Annotated in this window: 15 protein-coding genes; 11 read left to right on the top strand and 4 right to left on the bottom strand. The window is 72.1% G+C overall.

Annotated features, from left to right (window positions below; all coding sequences use genetic code 11):
* Positions 1-291: 291 nt before the first annotated feature.
* The 5 genes from ACSYGN_RS03750 to ACSYGN_RS03770 all read left to right on the top strand — a co-directional run bounded on the left by ACSYGN_RS03750 (position 292) and on the right by ACSYGN_RS03770 (position 3,415).
* Entirely contained in the window at positions 292-654 is a 363-nt protein-coding gene (locus ACSYGN_RS03750) for a DUF1304 domain-containing protein (protein WP_460391774.1), read from the top strand.
* On the top strand, positions 651-1,214 hold the full coding sequence (locus tag ACSYGN_RS03755) for a TetR/AcrR family transcriptional regulator (protein ID WP_460391776.1): 564 nt from the start codon (positions 651-653) through the stop codon (positions 1,212-1,214). Before ACSYGN_RS03750 ends, ACSYGN_RS03755 begins: the two co-directional genes overlap by 4 nt.
* A 313-nt stretch (positions 1,215-1,527) precedes the next feature.
* Complete coding sequence (locus ACSYGN_RS03760) at positions 1,528-1,914, top strand: anti-sigma factor antagonist (protein ID WP_460391778.1); 387 nt, start codon at positions 1,528-1,530, stop codon at positions 1,912-1,914.
* 164 nt (positions 1,915-2,078) lie between these two features.
* Positions 2,079-2,789, top strand: coding sequence for a DUF4230 domain-containing protein (locus ACSYGN_RS03765; protein ID WP_460391780.1), 711 nt, complete (start codon positions 2,079-2,081; stop codon positions 2,787-2,789).
* Positions 2,790-2,821: 32 nt separating this feature from the next.
* Positions 2,822-3,415, top strand: a complete 594-nt coding sequence (locus tag ACSYGN_RS03770; RefSeq protein ID WP_460403201.1) for a VanZ family protein — start codon at positions 2,822-2,824, stop codon at positions 3,413-3,415.
* Positions 3,416-3,503: 88 nt separating this feature from the next.
* On the opposite strand, the gene ACSYGN_RS03775 is transcribed toward ACSYGN_RS03770, so the two are convergent.
* Positions 3,504-3,764: a hypothetical protein gene (locus tag ACSYGN_RS03775; RefSeq protein WP_460391782.1), complete on the bottom strand. Its 261-nt coding sequence runs from the start codon at positions 3,762-3,764 to the stop codon at positions 3,504-3,506.
* Between the two features lie 83 nt (positions 3,765-3,847).
* On the opposite strand from ACSYGN_RS03775, the gene ACSYGN_RS03780 reads away from it, so the two are divergent.
* Entirely contained in the window at positions 3,848-4,897 is a 1,050-nt protein-coding gene (locus ACSYGN_RS03780) for a PHP domain-containing protein (RefSeq protein WP_460403203.1), read from the top strand.
* 95 nt (positions 4,898-4,992) lie between these two features.
* Positions 4,993-5,955 (top strand): SDR family NAD(P)-dependent oxidoreductase, encoded by a 963-nt coding sequence (locus ACSYGN_RS03785; RefSeq protein WP_460391784.1) that lies wholly within the window; start codon positions 4,993-4,995, stop codon positions 5,953-5,955.
* Between the two features lie 97 nt (positions 5,956-6,052).
* Here ACSYGN_RS03785 and ACSYGN_RS03790 read toward each other — a convergent pair whose 3' ends face one another.
* The 3 genes from ACSYGN_RS03790 to ACSYGN_RS03800 all read right to left on the bottom strand — a co-directional run bounded on the left by ACSYGN_RS03790 (position 6,053) and on the right by ACSYGN_RS03800 (position 9,269).
* Positions 6,053-7,342 (bottom strand): ROK family transcriptional regulator, encoded by a 1,290-nt coding sequence (locus ACSYGN_RS03790; RefSeq protein ID WP_460391786.1) that lies wholly within the window; start codon positions 7,340-7,342, stop codon positions 6,053-6,055.
* Between the two features lie 125 nt (positions 7,343-7,467).
* Positions 7,468-8,460 carry a phosphotransferase family protein gene (locus tag ACSYGN_RS03795; RefSeq protein WP_460391788.1) on the bottom strand — a complete coding sequence of 331 codons (993 nt, stop codon included), beginning with the start codon at positions 8,458-8,460 and terminating at the stop codon, positions 7,468-7,470.
* A 134-nt stretch (positions 8,461-8,594) separates the two neighbouring features.
* On the bottom strand, positions 8,595-9,269 hold the full coding sequence (locus ACSYGN_RS03800) for a dienelactone hydrolase family protein (protein ID WP_460391790.1): 675 nt from the start codon (positions 9,267-9,269) through the stop codon (positions 8,595-8,597).
* A 215-nt stretch (positions 9,270-9,484) separates the two neighbouring features.
* Between ACSYGN_RS03800 and ACSYGN_RS03805 the strand changes: the two genes are divergently transcribed.
* The 4 genes from ACSYGN_RS03805 (at position 9,485) to ACSYGN_RS03820 (ending at position 13,752) form a co-directional block, all read left to right on the top strand.
* Positions 9,485-9,979, top strand: coding sequence for an FBP domain-containing protein (locus tag ACSYGN_RS03805; RefSeq protein WP_460391792.1), 495 nt, complete (start codon positions 9,485-9,487; stop codon positions 9,977-9,979).
* Positions 9,980-10,093: 114 nt separating this feature from the next.
* Positions 10,094-11,371, top strand: coding sequence for an FUSC family protein (locus tag ACSYGN_RS03810; protein WP_460391794.1), 1,278 nt, complete (start codon positions 10,094-10,096; stop codon positions 11,369-11,371).
* A gap of 144 nt (positions 11,372-11,515) precedes the next feature.
* Positions 11,516-12,595: a hypothetical protein gene (locus ACSYGN_RS03815; RefSeq protein ID WP_460391796.1), complete on the top strand. Its 1,080-nt coding sequence runs from the start codon at positions 11,516-11,518 to the stop codon at positions 12,593-12,595.
* 287 nt (positions 12,596-12,882) lie between these two features.
* The gene (locus ACSYGN_RS03820; protein ID WP_460391798.1) at positions 12,883-13,752 is read left to right on the top strand and encodes a LysR family transcriptional regulator; all 870 of its coding nucleotides are present in this window, start codon (positions 12,883-12,885) and stop codon (positions 13,750-13,752) included.
* The last annotated feature ends 6 nt before the right edge of the window (positions 13,753-13,758 follow it).

A 13,758-nucleotide genomic window follows, 5' to 3' on the forward strand; every position in this document is an offset into this window, starting at 1 on the left:
GTGAGGGTTCCGTCACGGTCCGTCAGGCACCTGCAAATCCTCAAATACTTCCATGTGCCGGGGCACTTGCCCCATCACGACGGCCGAACACGGTCAGACGAAACGTACCTTCAGGGGCGCGCGAGGGGCGCACGCGAAGGGCCCGCGCAACATGCTGGACAGGTGTCCAGTTATAGTGGACACCTGTCCAGGACATCCGGAAGCCATGATCGAAGGCGCCGGATGATCGAGGGCACCGAATCGTTGAGGGCGCCTGAGAAGGTGTCACGAGGGAAGAGGGGGTCGCCGTTCATGGAGACGGTCGCGAACGTGCTCGTCGGGCTGGTCGCCGCGCTGCACGCGTACATCCTGGTGCTGGAGATGTTCCTGTGGGAGAAGAAGCCGGGGAGGTCCCTGCACGGCCTCAGCCCGGAGATGGCCCGCGCCACCGTGCCGCTGGCCGCCAACCAGGGCCTCTACAACGGTTTCCTCGCGGCGGGTCTGATCTGGGGCCTGATCGCCGCCGACCCGACCGGCTTCCGCGTCCAGGTGTTCTTCCTGTGCTGCGTGATCGTCGCCGGGCTCTACGGCGCGGCCACCGCGAACCGCCGCATCCTGGTCGCCCAGGCGCTGCCCGGCGCCCTCGCCCTGGCCGCCGTCCTCCTCGCCCGATGACCCGGCCGGCGCCGCAGGACCCGCGCAGCGCCCGCACCCGGGCCCGGCTGCGCGAGGCCCTGCTCGCCGAGTGCGCCGAACGCCCACTGGAGGAGGTCGGGGTGGCCACGCTGGTGCGCCGGGCGGGGATCGGCAGGGCCACCTTCTACGTCCACTACACCGATCTGGAGGCCTTGGCCGTCGACGCCTGCGCGGACGTCGTACGCGAGGCGGTAGAGGCGCTGCACGCCTGGCGCGGGCGGCCCGACCCGGTGCACGCACCGCCCGCACTCGCGGAGTTCTTCGCCTCACTGGCCCCGCACACCGCCCTCTACCGGGCTCTGCTCACGCCCGGCGGGGGCGGCCCGCTGGGCCGGGTGCTGCACCGGGACCTGCGCGCCTACAGCCTGCGCGAGCGCGCCCTCGCCGGCGCCCCGGACGCCGCTCTGGTCGCCTCGGCCGTCGCGGCCACCTTCGCGGGAGTGCTCGGGGACTGGCTGCACGGGCTGCTGGAAGCGGGGCCCGCGGAGATGGCGGACCAGGTGTGGCAGTTGCTGGTGGCGTTGCACCGGAGCCGGTGAGGGGCGCGGGTGGCCCGGGATGCCGTACCGTCGGCAACATCCGGCCGCACTTCCCTGACAGGCCGGCGGTTCAAACCTGAGGGGCTGTCAATTCGCTGTCGTGTACGCCACAGTATTTGCCCGGCCGAAGTCCAAGACATATGTCAATCGAACATGCTCAAATTCACTCCATCGAGGGTAACTTGCAGGGCGGGGAACGGTTTTGCGCTCACTCGGGGCCGGACAGCAGGGCAACGCTCGCCGCACGACGTCACCCCGACCCCCGGTGATCCGCGATCCCGCCGCTCAAGGGCAGGGTGGAGGCGATGTCGTCGTGCAGCAGGAACCCGCGCCGTTCACCAGGCATCTGCGGGTCCACCACGACCGGGGCCACACGGTGCTGGAGTTGCGCGGTGAGATCGACATCGCCGCGGCGGCCGAGGTGACCCCGCATCTGGACCGGGTGACGTCCCGGCCGGGCGCCCGGGTCGTCATCGATCTGCGCCAGGTCGAGTTCTTCGACTGCTCCGGGCTGCGCCTGCTCTACCGGGCCCGGCAGCGGGTGCTGGAGCGGGACGGGCGGCTGCATCTCGTGTGCACCCATCCGCTGACCCTGCGCGTCCTTCGGGTGACCGGCCTGTCCAAGCTGCTGCCGCCGCGCCCCACCCTGGAAGCGGCGCTGGGGCAGCCGGAGGCCGCCTCGGGCTCGGGGACGTTATGACGGTGCCTGACTGACAGCGGTGCCCGACGGCATCCTCCGACGTGATCCGCTGTACACGCCCTCATGCGCCCCTGCGCTCCCGCCTGAGCTCCCGATCGGCCAACCGCCAGGTCTGTCGGGGGAATTGGCGGGCACCCGGGAGGACAGGAAAGGAGGGCCGTCGTATGACGAGTTCACTCAGTGGCCTGTCCCCGCCATCGCCGTCCGGCCGGTTCCCCCGTCGGCTGCCCGGCTGGGCGAAGGTGCTCACCGCCGTCGTCGTGGTGCTCGCCGTGCTGTTCGCCGGTGTCCGGCTGGCCGTGCTCCCCGGTCTCCGGGACCTCTTCGGCACGCAGACCCACGACCGTTCGGGTCCCGCTCTGCTCAAGTCGATCCAGGACATGAGCCGTTACGACGCGGCCTCCGGCAACTTCCAGGTCGTCGTGGACCTGGAGAAGAACGCGAAGTACCTGCCCGACGCGATCCGCGGCTCCCGCACCCTGTACGTCGGCGCCGGCACCGTGGACGCCTATGTCGACCTCGGCGGGATCGGGGAGAACGACGTCAAGGTGAACGCCGACCGCACCACCGCCACGCTCCGGCTCCCGCACGCCCGACTGGGCAGGCCCGCGCTCGACGCCGACCACTCCTACGCCGTCTCCAAACAGCGCGGTCTGCTGGACCGGCTGGGCGACCTCTTCTCGGACAACCCCAACAGCGAACAGGCGGTGCAGCGGCTCGCGGTCAAGCACATCGCCACCGCCGCCGAGGACAGCGGGCTGGCCACCCGGGCCGAGTCCAACACCACGGACATGCTGGAGGGGCTGCTGCACTCGCTCGGGTTCAAGGAGGTGTCCGTGTCGTACGGGTCCGTGGGCAACCGTCCCGGCGCATGAGGAATGTGACGACCGAAAAGATGGAGGACCGCATGGCCCGGGCATTACCCCGCACGCTGACGGCGTTCCGTACCCGTCCCGCGAAGACCGACAGCCCCAGCCCCGGCACGACGACGGCACCCCCTCGCAAGGGCGAACCCGCCGCCACGTCCACCGGAAAACGCCGTCCTCTCCCCCTCCCCCTACGGCTCCTCGCGACCCTGTGCGCCTTCCTGCTCATGGTGGCGTTCGCCGTCGTCCTCGCCCGTCTCACCCTGCGCCCGTCCCCGGCATCGGTGTCGATGGCGCACAGCAATCTGCACCCCGGCACCACCCTCAAGGCGTATCTGGACCAGCCCGCGCTGCGTGACGCCGTGCAGCAGATCGGCGGGAACCTCCTGCTCGGCGTGCCGTTCGGGGTGCTGGTCCCGGTGGTGGCCCCGGGGGCGCGCAGCCTGCTCAAGGTGCTCGGACTGACCGCGCTCGTCATGCTCCTGGTGGAGTTCGCGCAGGGCGCGCTGATCACGGGCCGTGCCTTCGACATCGACGACGTCATCCTCAACACCGCGGGCGCCCTGGTGGGCCATCTCCTGCTGGGCCGTCGGCTGGGGCGGGCGGTGCACGCACGGGAGACGCGAGGGAAGTGAGGGTGTTGTCGACGGACCGGCATGTCCTCATGGACCGGCATGTCCGCCCGCCGCCGTGTCCGGCATCTCTTGGCTGTGGCGAACACGCTCAGACGGTGCCGCCCCAGTGCGTGCCCCAGGTGTAGCGGCCGCCGCCCACCCAGCAGACCCAGTCCGGGTCGTCCAGATCGTGCACCGTGACACCGTACGCCGCCGCGGCCTCCAGGACATCGGTCACCGTCCTCGCCCGGCCGACCACCTCTCCGTCGACCTCGACGATCCGGAACGGCCGCGTGCCCGGCTTGCCCGGCTGCACCCCGAGCACCAGGATCCGCGGGTGTGTGATGTGAGGGCTCGCGATTTCCGTCATGCAATCGAGCGTAAGCCGGATCACACGGAAATGGACCTACTCCTGTCATATGTAAATAAATGGGGCACCCTGGTGAGGTGGCCATGGATCCCGTCGCGGCGCTGGACCGGATCGCCTTCCTGCTGGAGCGGTCCCTGGCGCCGGCGTACCGCGTCCGCGCCTTCCGCACCGCGGCGCAGGTGGTCGCCGCCCTGCCCCCGGACGAGGTGGCCCGGCGCGCGGCCGCCGGGACACTGGAGTCGCTGAAAGGCGTCGGCCCCAAGACGGCCCAGGTGGTGCAGGAGGCCCTGGCCGGACAGGTGCCCGGCTATCTGCGCTCGCTGGAGGACGAGGAGACCGCCGTGCCGCCGCCCACCGGGGGTGAACGGCTGCGGGCGCTGCTGCGCGGCGACTGCCATCTCCACTCCGACTGGTCCGACGGCGGCAGCTCCATCGAGGAGATGGGCCGGACGGCGGCCCGGCTGGGGCACGCCTGGGCCGTCCTCACCGACCACTCCCCCCGGCTCACCGTCGCCCGGGGGCTGTCCGCCGAGCGGCTGCGCGAGCAGGTGGCGGTCGTCGCCGAGCTGAACACCCGCTGGGCACCGTTCCGGCTGCTCACCGGCATCGAGTGCGACATCCTCGAGGACGGTTCCCTGGACCAGGAACCCGAGTTGCTCGAACAGCTCGACCTGGTGGTGGTCTCCGTCCACTCCAAGCTGCGCATGGACGCCCGCGCCATGACGCGCCGGATGGTGACCGCCGTACGCGATCCGCACTCCGATGTGCTCGGGCACTGCACCGGGCGGCTCATCACCGGGCGGGGGCGGCCCGAGTCCGTGTTCGACGCGGGTGAGGTGTTCGAGGCGTGCGCCGAGACCGGTACGGCCCTGGAGATCAACAGCCGACCGGAGCGGCTCGATCCGCCTCGGAGACTGCTGCGGGAGGCGGTGGCGGCGGGGGTGCTGTTCGCCATCGACACGGACGCACATGCGCCCGGGCAGTTGGACTGGCAGGGCTACGGGTGTGCCCGGGCCGAGGAGTGCGGGGTGCCCGTCGAGCGGGTGGTGACGGCCTGGTCCGAGACGGAGCTGCTGGAGTGGACGAGCCGCAGGCACGGTGAGCGGCGCGTGAGCGGTGTGGGTGGCGCGTGACCTGACGGGTGTACTCGAACGGGGCTGAAAACCACCGCATACGCCCGCCTGCACCCCTTGACTTCGAGCGCGCTCCAATTCGTAGCGTGCCGTACATGACCACAGCACAGCACAAGATCGGCTCGGGGTTCGGTGCCACGAGCACCGCGGACGACGTCCTGGACGGCATCGATCTCACCGGGAAACTCGCCGTCGTCACCGGTGGTTACTCCGGCCTCGGGCTGGAGACCACCCGGGCGCTGGTCAAAGCGGGCGCCCATGTCGTCGTACCGGCCCGGCGGGTCTCCACCGCCCAGGAGGCGCTCGCGGGGCTCGACCGCGTCGAGGTGGACCAGCTCGACCTCGGGGACCTGGAGAGCGTGCGCGGCTTCGCGGAGCGTTTCCTGGCCTCCGGTCGCACCATCGACATCATGATCGACAGCGCCGGGATCATGGCCTGCCCTCAGACCCGGGTCGGGCCGGGCTGGGAGGCGCAGTTCGCCACCAACCACCTGGGGCACTTCGCCCTCGTCAACCGGCTGTGGCCCGCGATCGAGCCGGGCGGCGCGCGGATCGTGTCCGTCTCCTCCCGCGGCCATCACTTCTCCGGGATGCACTGGGACGACGTCCACTGGCGCGAGGGCTACGACAAGTGGCAGGCGTACGGCCAGGCCAAGACCGCCAATGTCCTGTTCGCCGTGCACCTCGACCGGCTCGCCCGCGACCGGGGCGTACGGGCCTTCGCACTGCACCCCGGCGCCATCCTCACGCCTCTCCAGCGGCATCTGCCCAAGGAGGAGATGATCGAGCGCGGCTGGATCGACGAGAACGGCAACCCGCTGAACCCGGAGGGCTTCAAGACGCCCGAGCAGGGCGCGGCCACCCAGGTGTGGGCGGCCACCTCGCCCCAACTGGACGGCCTGGGCGGGGTGTATCTGGAGGACTGCGACATCGCCGAGCCCGCTCCCCCCGGCCAGGACCGCGTCGGCGTGAAGGACTACGCGATCGCTCCCGAGCAGGCAGCCCGGCTGTGGGCCCTGTCCGCAGAACTGACGGGCGTCAACGCCTTCGCCGGTTAGCCCAAGCGCCCCAAAGGGGCGCGGGGAACTGCGCAACCAGCCACGACGCGCCCGCAGACGATCGACGGCCCAGGAACCGGCACCTCCAGCGGAGCACCTAGTGGGGCTCACGTTCCCGCAGGGCCGTGCGCCAGGCCGGGGCCGGAGTCTCCGGGGTAGGCTCCGGGCGCCGCCCGCCACGGGCGAAAAAGTCCGCCAGCGGAAGGATCGACGCTCCGACGGTCACCGCGTCGGGGCCGAGGCGGCCCAGATCGACGGTGACCTGCTCGGCGGGGTGGCGCAGCGCGTACGCCGTGGCGTGCCGGCGTACGGCGGGCAGGAAGCGCGCGCCGAGCTGGAGTCCGGCCCAGCCGCCGATGAGGATGCGCTCCGGCTGGAAGAGGTTGATCAGGTCGGAGAGTCCGGCGCCCAGGTACTCGGCGGTCTCGTCCAGGACCGCCGTCGCCTGGGGGTCGGGCTCGGTGCCCTCGGGCGGGAAGGCCGCGGCGAGCATCGCGGTCAGCGCGGTCTCCTCGTCCGCGCCCTCCGGCGGGCGCCCGCCCTCCTCCCGCCACCGCGCCAGCAGCGACTCCGCCCCGGCGTACGCCTCCAGACAGCCGAGGGCCCCGCAGCGGCACCGGCGCCCCCTGACCCGTACCGTCAGATGGCCCCACTCCACGGCACGGCCGTTCTCCACCTCAGGGGTGACGAGGCAGGCGCCGACACCGGAGCCGAACAGGACCACGACCGCGTTGCTCGCGCCGCGCCCGGCGCCGAACCACATCTCGGCCTGGCCGAGGGTCTTGGCGCCGTTGTCGATGAAGTACGGGGCCGTGTCCGGGAGCCGGGTGCCCTCGCGGAGCAGGGACTCCAGGGGTACGGCGTCCCAACCGATGGTCTGGCCGTGCACCACGGCGCCGCGGTCCTCGGTGTGCTCGACGATGCCGGGAACACCCACGCCGACGCCCAGCAGTTGGTCGGGGGCGATCCCGGCGGCGGCCAGCACCTCGGCGATGCCGTCGCCGATATGGCCGGTGATGACGTAGACGTCGTACCGGTGGTGCTCCAACGTGCGCTCGGCACGGGCCAGTTCGGTGAGCGTCAGATCGAAGAGCTCGACGCGGACACGGGTCTCGCCGACATCCACACCGATCATGTATCCGCTGTGCGGGGCGACGCGCAGCAGGGTGCGGGGGCGCCCTCCGTCGGAGTCGACGCTGCCCGCCTCCTCCACCAGGCCGTCGGCCATCAGATCCGCCACGACATTGCTGACCGAGCCGGAGCTCAGGCCGGTGGCCGGGCCGAGCTCGAAGCGGCTGAGAGGTCCGTCGAAGTACAGCCGTTGCAGCACGGCCGTGCGGTTGGCCCGCCTGAGGTCGCGTACCGTGCGCCCGTTCCGCCCCGCCATCTGGCTCCTCCAAACCCTGTCCGACCTGCAACATACCCCGGTGGACGGGCTCGATGCGAGATTAATCCAACCCTTAGTTCATGCTATGAGCTAAGTATGGACCAAGGGTGCACCGTACGCCTCCGTCAGGGGCGCGGGGCCAGGTCCGTCAGCTCGTCGAGGGCGCTCAGGAGTTCGGGGGCGACCCGCTCCCGCACCCAGCGCTCGGCGTCCTCCCCCACCGCCCGCGGCACCGTCTCGATGAGCATGATCAGGTAGAGGTATGCCCGGTAGAGGGCCAGCCGCAGACAGGCCGCGGTGCCGAAGTCCGCGTGACCGCCCGCCTCCCGGTAGCCCTCGAGGAGCGCCTCGTCCTTGCGGATGTCGTCCAGCACGGCGAGCGAGACGAAGTCGGCGAGCGGGTCGCCCCAGAACATGCGCTCGCCGTCGATCAGTCCGCCGATGCGGGGCGGTTCGCCGTCGTCCCCGCGGTCGATCAGGACATTGCCCTGCCACAGGTCGAAGTGGACCGGGCGGGGAACGGTGACCTCGTCGAGCGCCCCGTAGGCCGACCGGGCCGTGCGGGCCACCGCGTCGACGGGGAGGGGCAGCCACGCTCCGTAGTGCTCGGCGTCCACCAGGAGTGCCTCGAACATGGTGGTGAACGCCGCCCGCCAGGTGGGCGCGAGCGGGCCCAGGGCTCCGGAGGGGTAGCCGTGCCCGGGGCCGGTCAGCCGGTGCAGTCTGGCCACCTGTCGGCCCAACTCCGCGCGCAGACCGTCCCGTTCGGACGCCGTCAGCGAGTCGTCCCACGGCCGGCCGGGGCAGGCGGTCATCAGCAGATGCCGTGTGCCGGACCCGCCGCCCGGCTCCGCGGCGGCCACGATCCGCGGGGCCGCGACGCCCGCCTCCGCCGCCGCCCGGCAGAACTCGGCCTCCGAACGCAGAAGTTGCGCCTCATAGCGCAGGCCGGGTGTGTTCGGTGCGGTCTTGAGGACGAGGCGGGTGCCGTCGGTGAGCCGCAGCTCCTCCACCGTGTTGTACGTGCCTCCGCCCAACGCGCCGACACCCGCGAGCCGTTCGGGCGGAATACCCGCCTCGGCCAGTGCGTGCCGGGCCCGTGCCCAGGACTTCTCCATCGCGCGTCCGCCTCTCCCCTGCCGGGCCCGCGCGGCGGCACGTCCGGCCGTGTCCGCGCTTCCGGTGTGGTACAGGGTACGCAACTGTGCGCGCAGTTCCGGCCACACCCCGTGCGCGTCCTCTACGACAGGCCCTAGCTCTCGGCCGCCGTCCCGCCGAGGTGGCGCAGCCGCTCGTCGCACCACTCCCTGGTCAGATCCACGGCCTGCTCCCGCGCTCCCGGATCGTCGAGGAGGGCGGCCGGACCCGGCACCGCGCGCACCGCGTTCGGCACCGCCAGCTGCCGCCCCGCCTGCTGCATCAGCCGGAGGAGGTCCGGGTCCCGGTCGCCGGTCACCAGCAGGACCGGCACCCTCAGCCGCCGTAGCGCGTCGCCCGCACGATCGGGCCTGCCGCCCCAGGCGACCACGGTCAGCACCAGGTCGGGAAGTTCGGCGGCGGCCTCCAGCACCCCGGCCGCCGCGGCGCCGGTGCCGAAGAGGATCACCGGCCGGGACCGGATACCGGGCTGGATTTTCAGCCAGTCGACCCCGGCGACCGCCCGCCGGCCCAGCAGGCGTATGTCGGAGCCCTGGTCCTCGGTCGCCTGCCGCACCGCCCGTTCCTCGCGTTCGCTGAGCAGGTCCATGGACAGCGTGGCGTATCCGGCCGTGTTCAGCTCGGCGGCCACGGACCGGCTGCCCGGGTCGCGCCGGGTGCTGTCGACGCCGTGCGCGCAGACCACCGTCGCCCGTGTTTCCGGCGGTACGGCGAGGTCCCCGCTGAGCGTCACATGGTCGGCGGGCACCGACACCAGCTCGGAGATCATGGGCTCCACCTGCTCCCTTGCACCGGTCCCGGCCCGCGGGCCGCGCTTCGGAGGGGTTCCGCATCGGCCATCTCAGTCTCTGCCGCCGGGTCCGGGGCGGCAAATTCGGTTTGCTCCGCCGACGGGACTGATTAATGTAGGCAACTGCCTAGGAGTCCTAGGTTTTCGTTTCCAGTCGTACCCGACCACCTCGATTCACGGCCAGGAGCCTCCCCATGCGACCGCTCACCGAGCAGGACATCCGTAACTCCTTCGTCAACTGCTCGAAAGGAGAGACCAAGCGCCTTCCCATGCCCCGCGACCTCGACCAGCGCCCCTGGGCCCATCTGGACTTCCTGGGCTGGCGGGATCCGGGAGCGCCGGACCGCAGCTATCTGGTGGCCGAGCGGGAGGGCAGGGCCGTGGGTGTCGCCCTGCGCCACCAGCCCTCGCATCGCGGCTTCCTGCACCGCAGCCTGTGCTCCCTGTGCCTGACGACCCATGCGGGCGGCGGCGTCTCCCTGATGACCGCGCGCAAGGCGGGCACGGCGGGGCGCGAGGGCAACTCCGTCGGGGTGTACATGTGCACCGACCTGGCCTGTTCCCTGTATGTACGGGGACGGAAGATCCCCCAGTCGGGCATCCGGATCGAGGAGAGTCTCACGGTCGAGGAGCAGATCGCCCGGGCCACCGGGAACCTGTTCGCCTTCCTGGACAAGCTGTACGTCTGAGCCGTCCGCTCCCTCTCCCGGTCCCATTTCTTCTCGCAGCCCCGGCCCCGATCGCGTCCCCGGTCCCGATCGCGTCCCTGTTCGAACCGCCGACGACCGGGAACACAGAAGAGGATGCGAGACCGACAACCCCAGCACCCCGTACGCCCTGCCCCTGCCCCCGCTGCCCTGCTCCGGCTGCTCGGACGCCACCGGGAACCAGTCGTCGTGCAGGCGGTGCGGTCCACGGTCGCGGCGACGATCGCCTATGTCATCGCCCTGCGTCTGAGTCCCGAGTCCGCGCCGCTGACGGCTCCACTGACCGCGTTGCTGGTCGTCCAGGTGACGCTCTACGCCACCCTCACCACCGGCGTGCGCCGGGTGAACTCGGTGGTCGCGGGGGTGCTGGTGGCCATCGCGTTCAGTCTGCTGGTGGGGCTGACCTGGTGGAGCCTCGCCCTGGTGATCCTGGCCTCGCTGGCCGTGGGTCATCTGGTGCGGGTGGACGAGTTCGTGCCCGAGGTGGCGATCAGCGCGATGCTGGTGCTCGGGGTGACCACGGTCGGGAACACCGCGTGGGCGCGGGTGGTGGAGACACTGATCGGCGCGGCCGTGGGGCTCGGCTGCAATCTGGTGTTCCCGCCCCCGGTGTGGGTGGGCGAGGCCGGGGAGTCGATCGAGGGGCTGGCGGTCCGGGTGCGGCGGCTGATGCTGCGGATGGGCGAGGAGGCCGCGGGCCGCACACCCGAGGAGCCGACCGGGACACCCCTGCCCCAGCGGGCCACCGAGCGGCTTTACGAGGCGCGCCGGCTCGACCACGACATCGTCGAGGTGGACGGGGCACTACGGCAGGCCGAGGACAGCCTGCGGCTCAATCCGAGGGTGCGGGAGGGCCTGCTGCACCGGATCGTGCTGCGCACCGGTCTCGACACCCTGGAGATCTGCGCGGTGGTGCTGCGGGTGCTCGCCCGCAGCACCACCGACCTCGCCAAGGAGCGTGACCCCGAGCCGCTGTTCGCACCGGTCACGGGCGCGCTGGTCGAGCAGTTGCTGTCGGAGATCGCCGACGCCGTGGTCAGCTTCGCGGTGCTGGTGACCACCGATGTCAGCCAGAGCGCCGCGTCGGCCGAGTCCCGGCTGGCGGAAGAGCTGCGGCAGGCCGCGGCCACCCGGGACAAACTGGCGTCGGCCCTGCTCGACGACGTCCGCCAGGACAGCCGGCAGTGGCAGTTGCGCGGCGCGGTGCTGACCGAGGTGAACCGGATCGTGGACGAGCTCGACACCGAGCACCGTTCGCGGCGGTTGTTCGAGGAACTGGACCGGGTCGCCGCCGAACAGGGCGAGCGCATGCCGCGGCTGACCGGGCTGCGGGACCGGTGGCGGGCCCTGCGACGGCGCAGGCGGCGTCGGTAGCGGGCGCGCGGCCGGGCCGCCGTGCGCCCCCGCGGGAACCGGGTGGCGGCGGGCGCGCGTTCTCTGTGAGGGTGGGCTGATCAGCGGCTACGGGGGTGCGTCGTACGCCCATGGCCTGTGCGGAAGCGGAGGGGGGGCAGGCGTATGAGCGGTTCGCAGGTGCGGATCGACGGGAACAGGCTGTTGCTGCCGGGCGGGGTGACGGTGCGGTTCATCCGCACCCTGCGGCTGCCGGAGACGGGCACGCATCCGCTGCCGCCAGGGCTCGGTGAGTTCCCGGTGCGCAGTGTGGCGGACTATCCGGACACCGTGCCGGAGCAGTGGCGGGCGCGCGGCGGTGTGATGCTGCCGGTGTATCTGCGCGAGGCGATGTGGCTGAGTTTCGGCGCCACGGAACCGGCCGCCCTCCAGGTCGGGGTGGGCAAGGTGTGCGCGGTGTCGGGCGAGCCGTGGCGCGACCGGCTGGCGCGCGGGCCGCAGAACTATGTGGTGCTGCCGCGTCAGCCCTGGCTGGACGGCATCAACTCGGGCAAGGGCACGGTGCGGCAGTTCGTGGCCGTGCCGCTCGGGCTCGGGGCGACGGTCGAGGGCCAGGTCACCGGCGAGGAGGTGTGGGGCGGCGTACAGCTCCAGTCGTTCCGGCTGGGCGACCGCGCGCTGGCGAAGTGGCGCGAGGAGCAGCGGCGGGAGCGGACGGTCATGCGGAAGTCGGCGGGCCCCGTGTACGGCGGCGCGCCCATGATGCCGCTGGCCGCGCCACCCGCGCCGGGCGCGCCGCCAGCGCCGGGCGGGATGCCCGTCTCCGTGGGCAGCGCCCGCCCCGGTGGTGGGCCGAGGCCGGCGCCCGCGATGGGGCTCGGTGTCGGCGGTTCGATGCGGCAGGAGGTCTACGCCGACGACCGGCCGCTGGGCGACTGGTCCGAGGAGCCGGGCGGCCGGGTCTTCGTGCATCTGGTGACGCCTCCGGAGTGGCGGCGCATCACGGGCGAGGCGCCACCGCCGTCCCCGGTCGACCGGGCCGCGTACAACCGGGCGGGGCTGCCGTGGTTCGACTACTACGACGAGGAGGCCGTCGATCTCGACCCCGGCGACTCTCTGTCCGCCGTGAAGCCGGTCGGCGAGTGGCTCGGCGACGATCACCAGCCCTGGCAGCCACCTGCCCCCGGCCAGGTCGTGCCGCTGAAGGACGCGCCGGGAAAGCCGGTGGCGGACGGGGAGTGGTGAGGGACCGGCGGGCGCCGCTCGGACGGTGAAGCCGTGCTTCTCGGCCAGGCTGTCGAGGAGCCCGGGCACCGGGTGGGCCGCCGGCCGAGGCGGTCCCCGGTCTCGCCTCGGGAGGAGCGGTGGAGGGGAAGGACGGCTGCCATGAGCGCCGTCCGGTCCCAACTCCCGTGGTGTCCAAGAGCAGTTCCGCGCGGCACGAGGCAGGTGTGACAGGACTCGTCCATCGCCGCAGCTCACCAGGTGACACCCGAGATCAGGCCGATATATCGCGACGCTAGAGTCGGGGGGTGGCCGAATACTCTCACTACCCGCCGCCTCCGCAGCCGCCGGATCTCGATCTGCGGCTGGTCCGGTACTTCACGGTCGTCGCCGACCATCTGCACTTCGGCCGGGCGGCCGCCGCCCTGCATCTGGCGCAGCCGTCGCTCAGCCGCCAGATCCGCCGGCTGGAGGAGGATCTCGGCGCCCGGCTGCTGAACCGCACTCCGCAGGGCGCCCGGCTGACCGTCGCCGGAGAGGCGTTCCTGCCGGACGCCCGGGCGCTGCTGCGCGCGGCCGCCCGGGCCGCGGCCCGCACCCGTGCCGCCGCCCGGCCCAGCCACATCACGATCGGGCACACGGCGGACATCGTCGTCACCCCGGCGGTGCGCGACCTGCGCCACGGCTTCCCGGCCGCCGATGTCCGCACCCTGCACCTGGATCTGCCCGAGCCGCGCGCCGTGCTGCTGGACCAGCGGGCGGACGTGGTAGTGACCCGGCTGCCCGCCGACGCCGGGGAGCCGGACACCGAGCTGGACGTGACCGTCCTGTACGAGGAGCCCACGGTGCTGGTGGTCCCCGTCGGCCACCGGCTGGCGGGCAAGGAGTCGGTCACGCTGGACGACATCGCGGGTGAGCCGGTCCCCTGGCGGCTCTCCCCGGACGATCCGCCGGGCTTCCCGTCCGCCGAGGACAAGCTGGAGGTCATCGCGAGCGGTCAGGCGGTGTCGCTGGCACCGGACAGCGTCCGCAAGGGCCTGCGGCCCGATCTGAGGACGGTCCCGGTCTCGGACGCGCAGCCCTACCAGGTGATCCTGGCGATCCGCGCCGGTGACCACGGGCCGCTGCTCAACGCGTTCCAGCGGGCCGCGGCGCTGCTCGTCCCCCGGCGGCGGTGACCCGCG

The sequence above is a fragment of the Streptomyces sp. YIM S03343 genome (genome assembly GCF_054729195.1).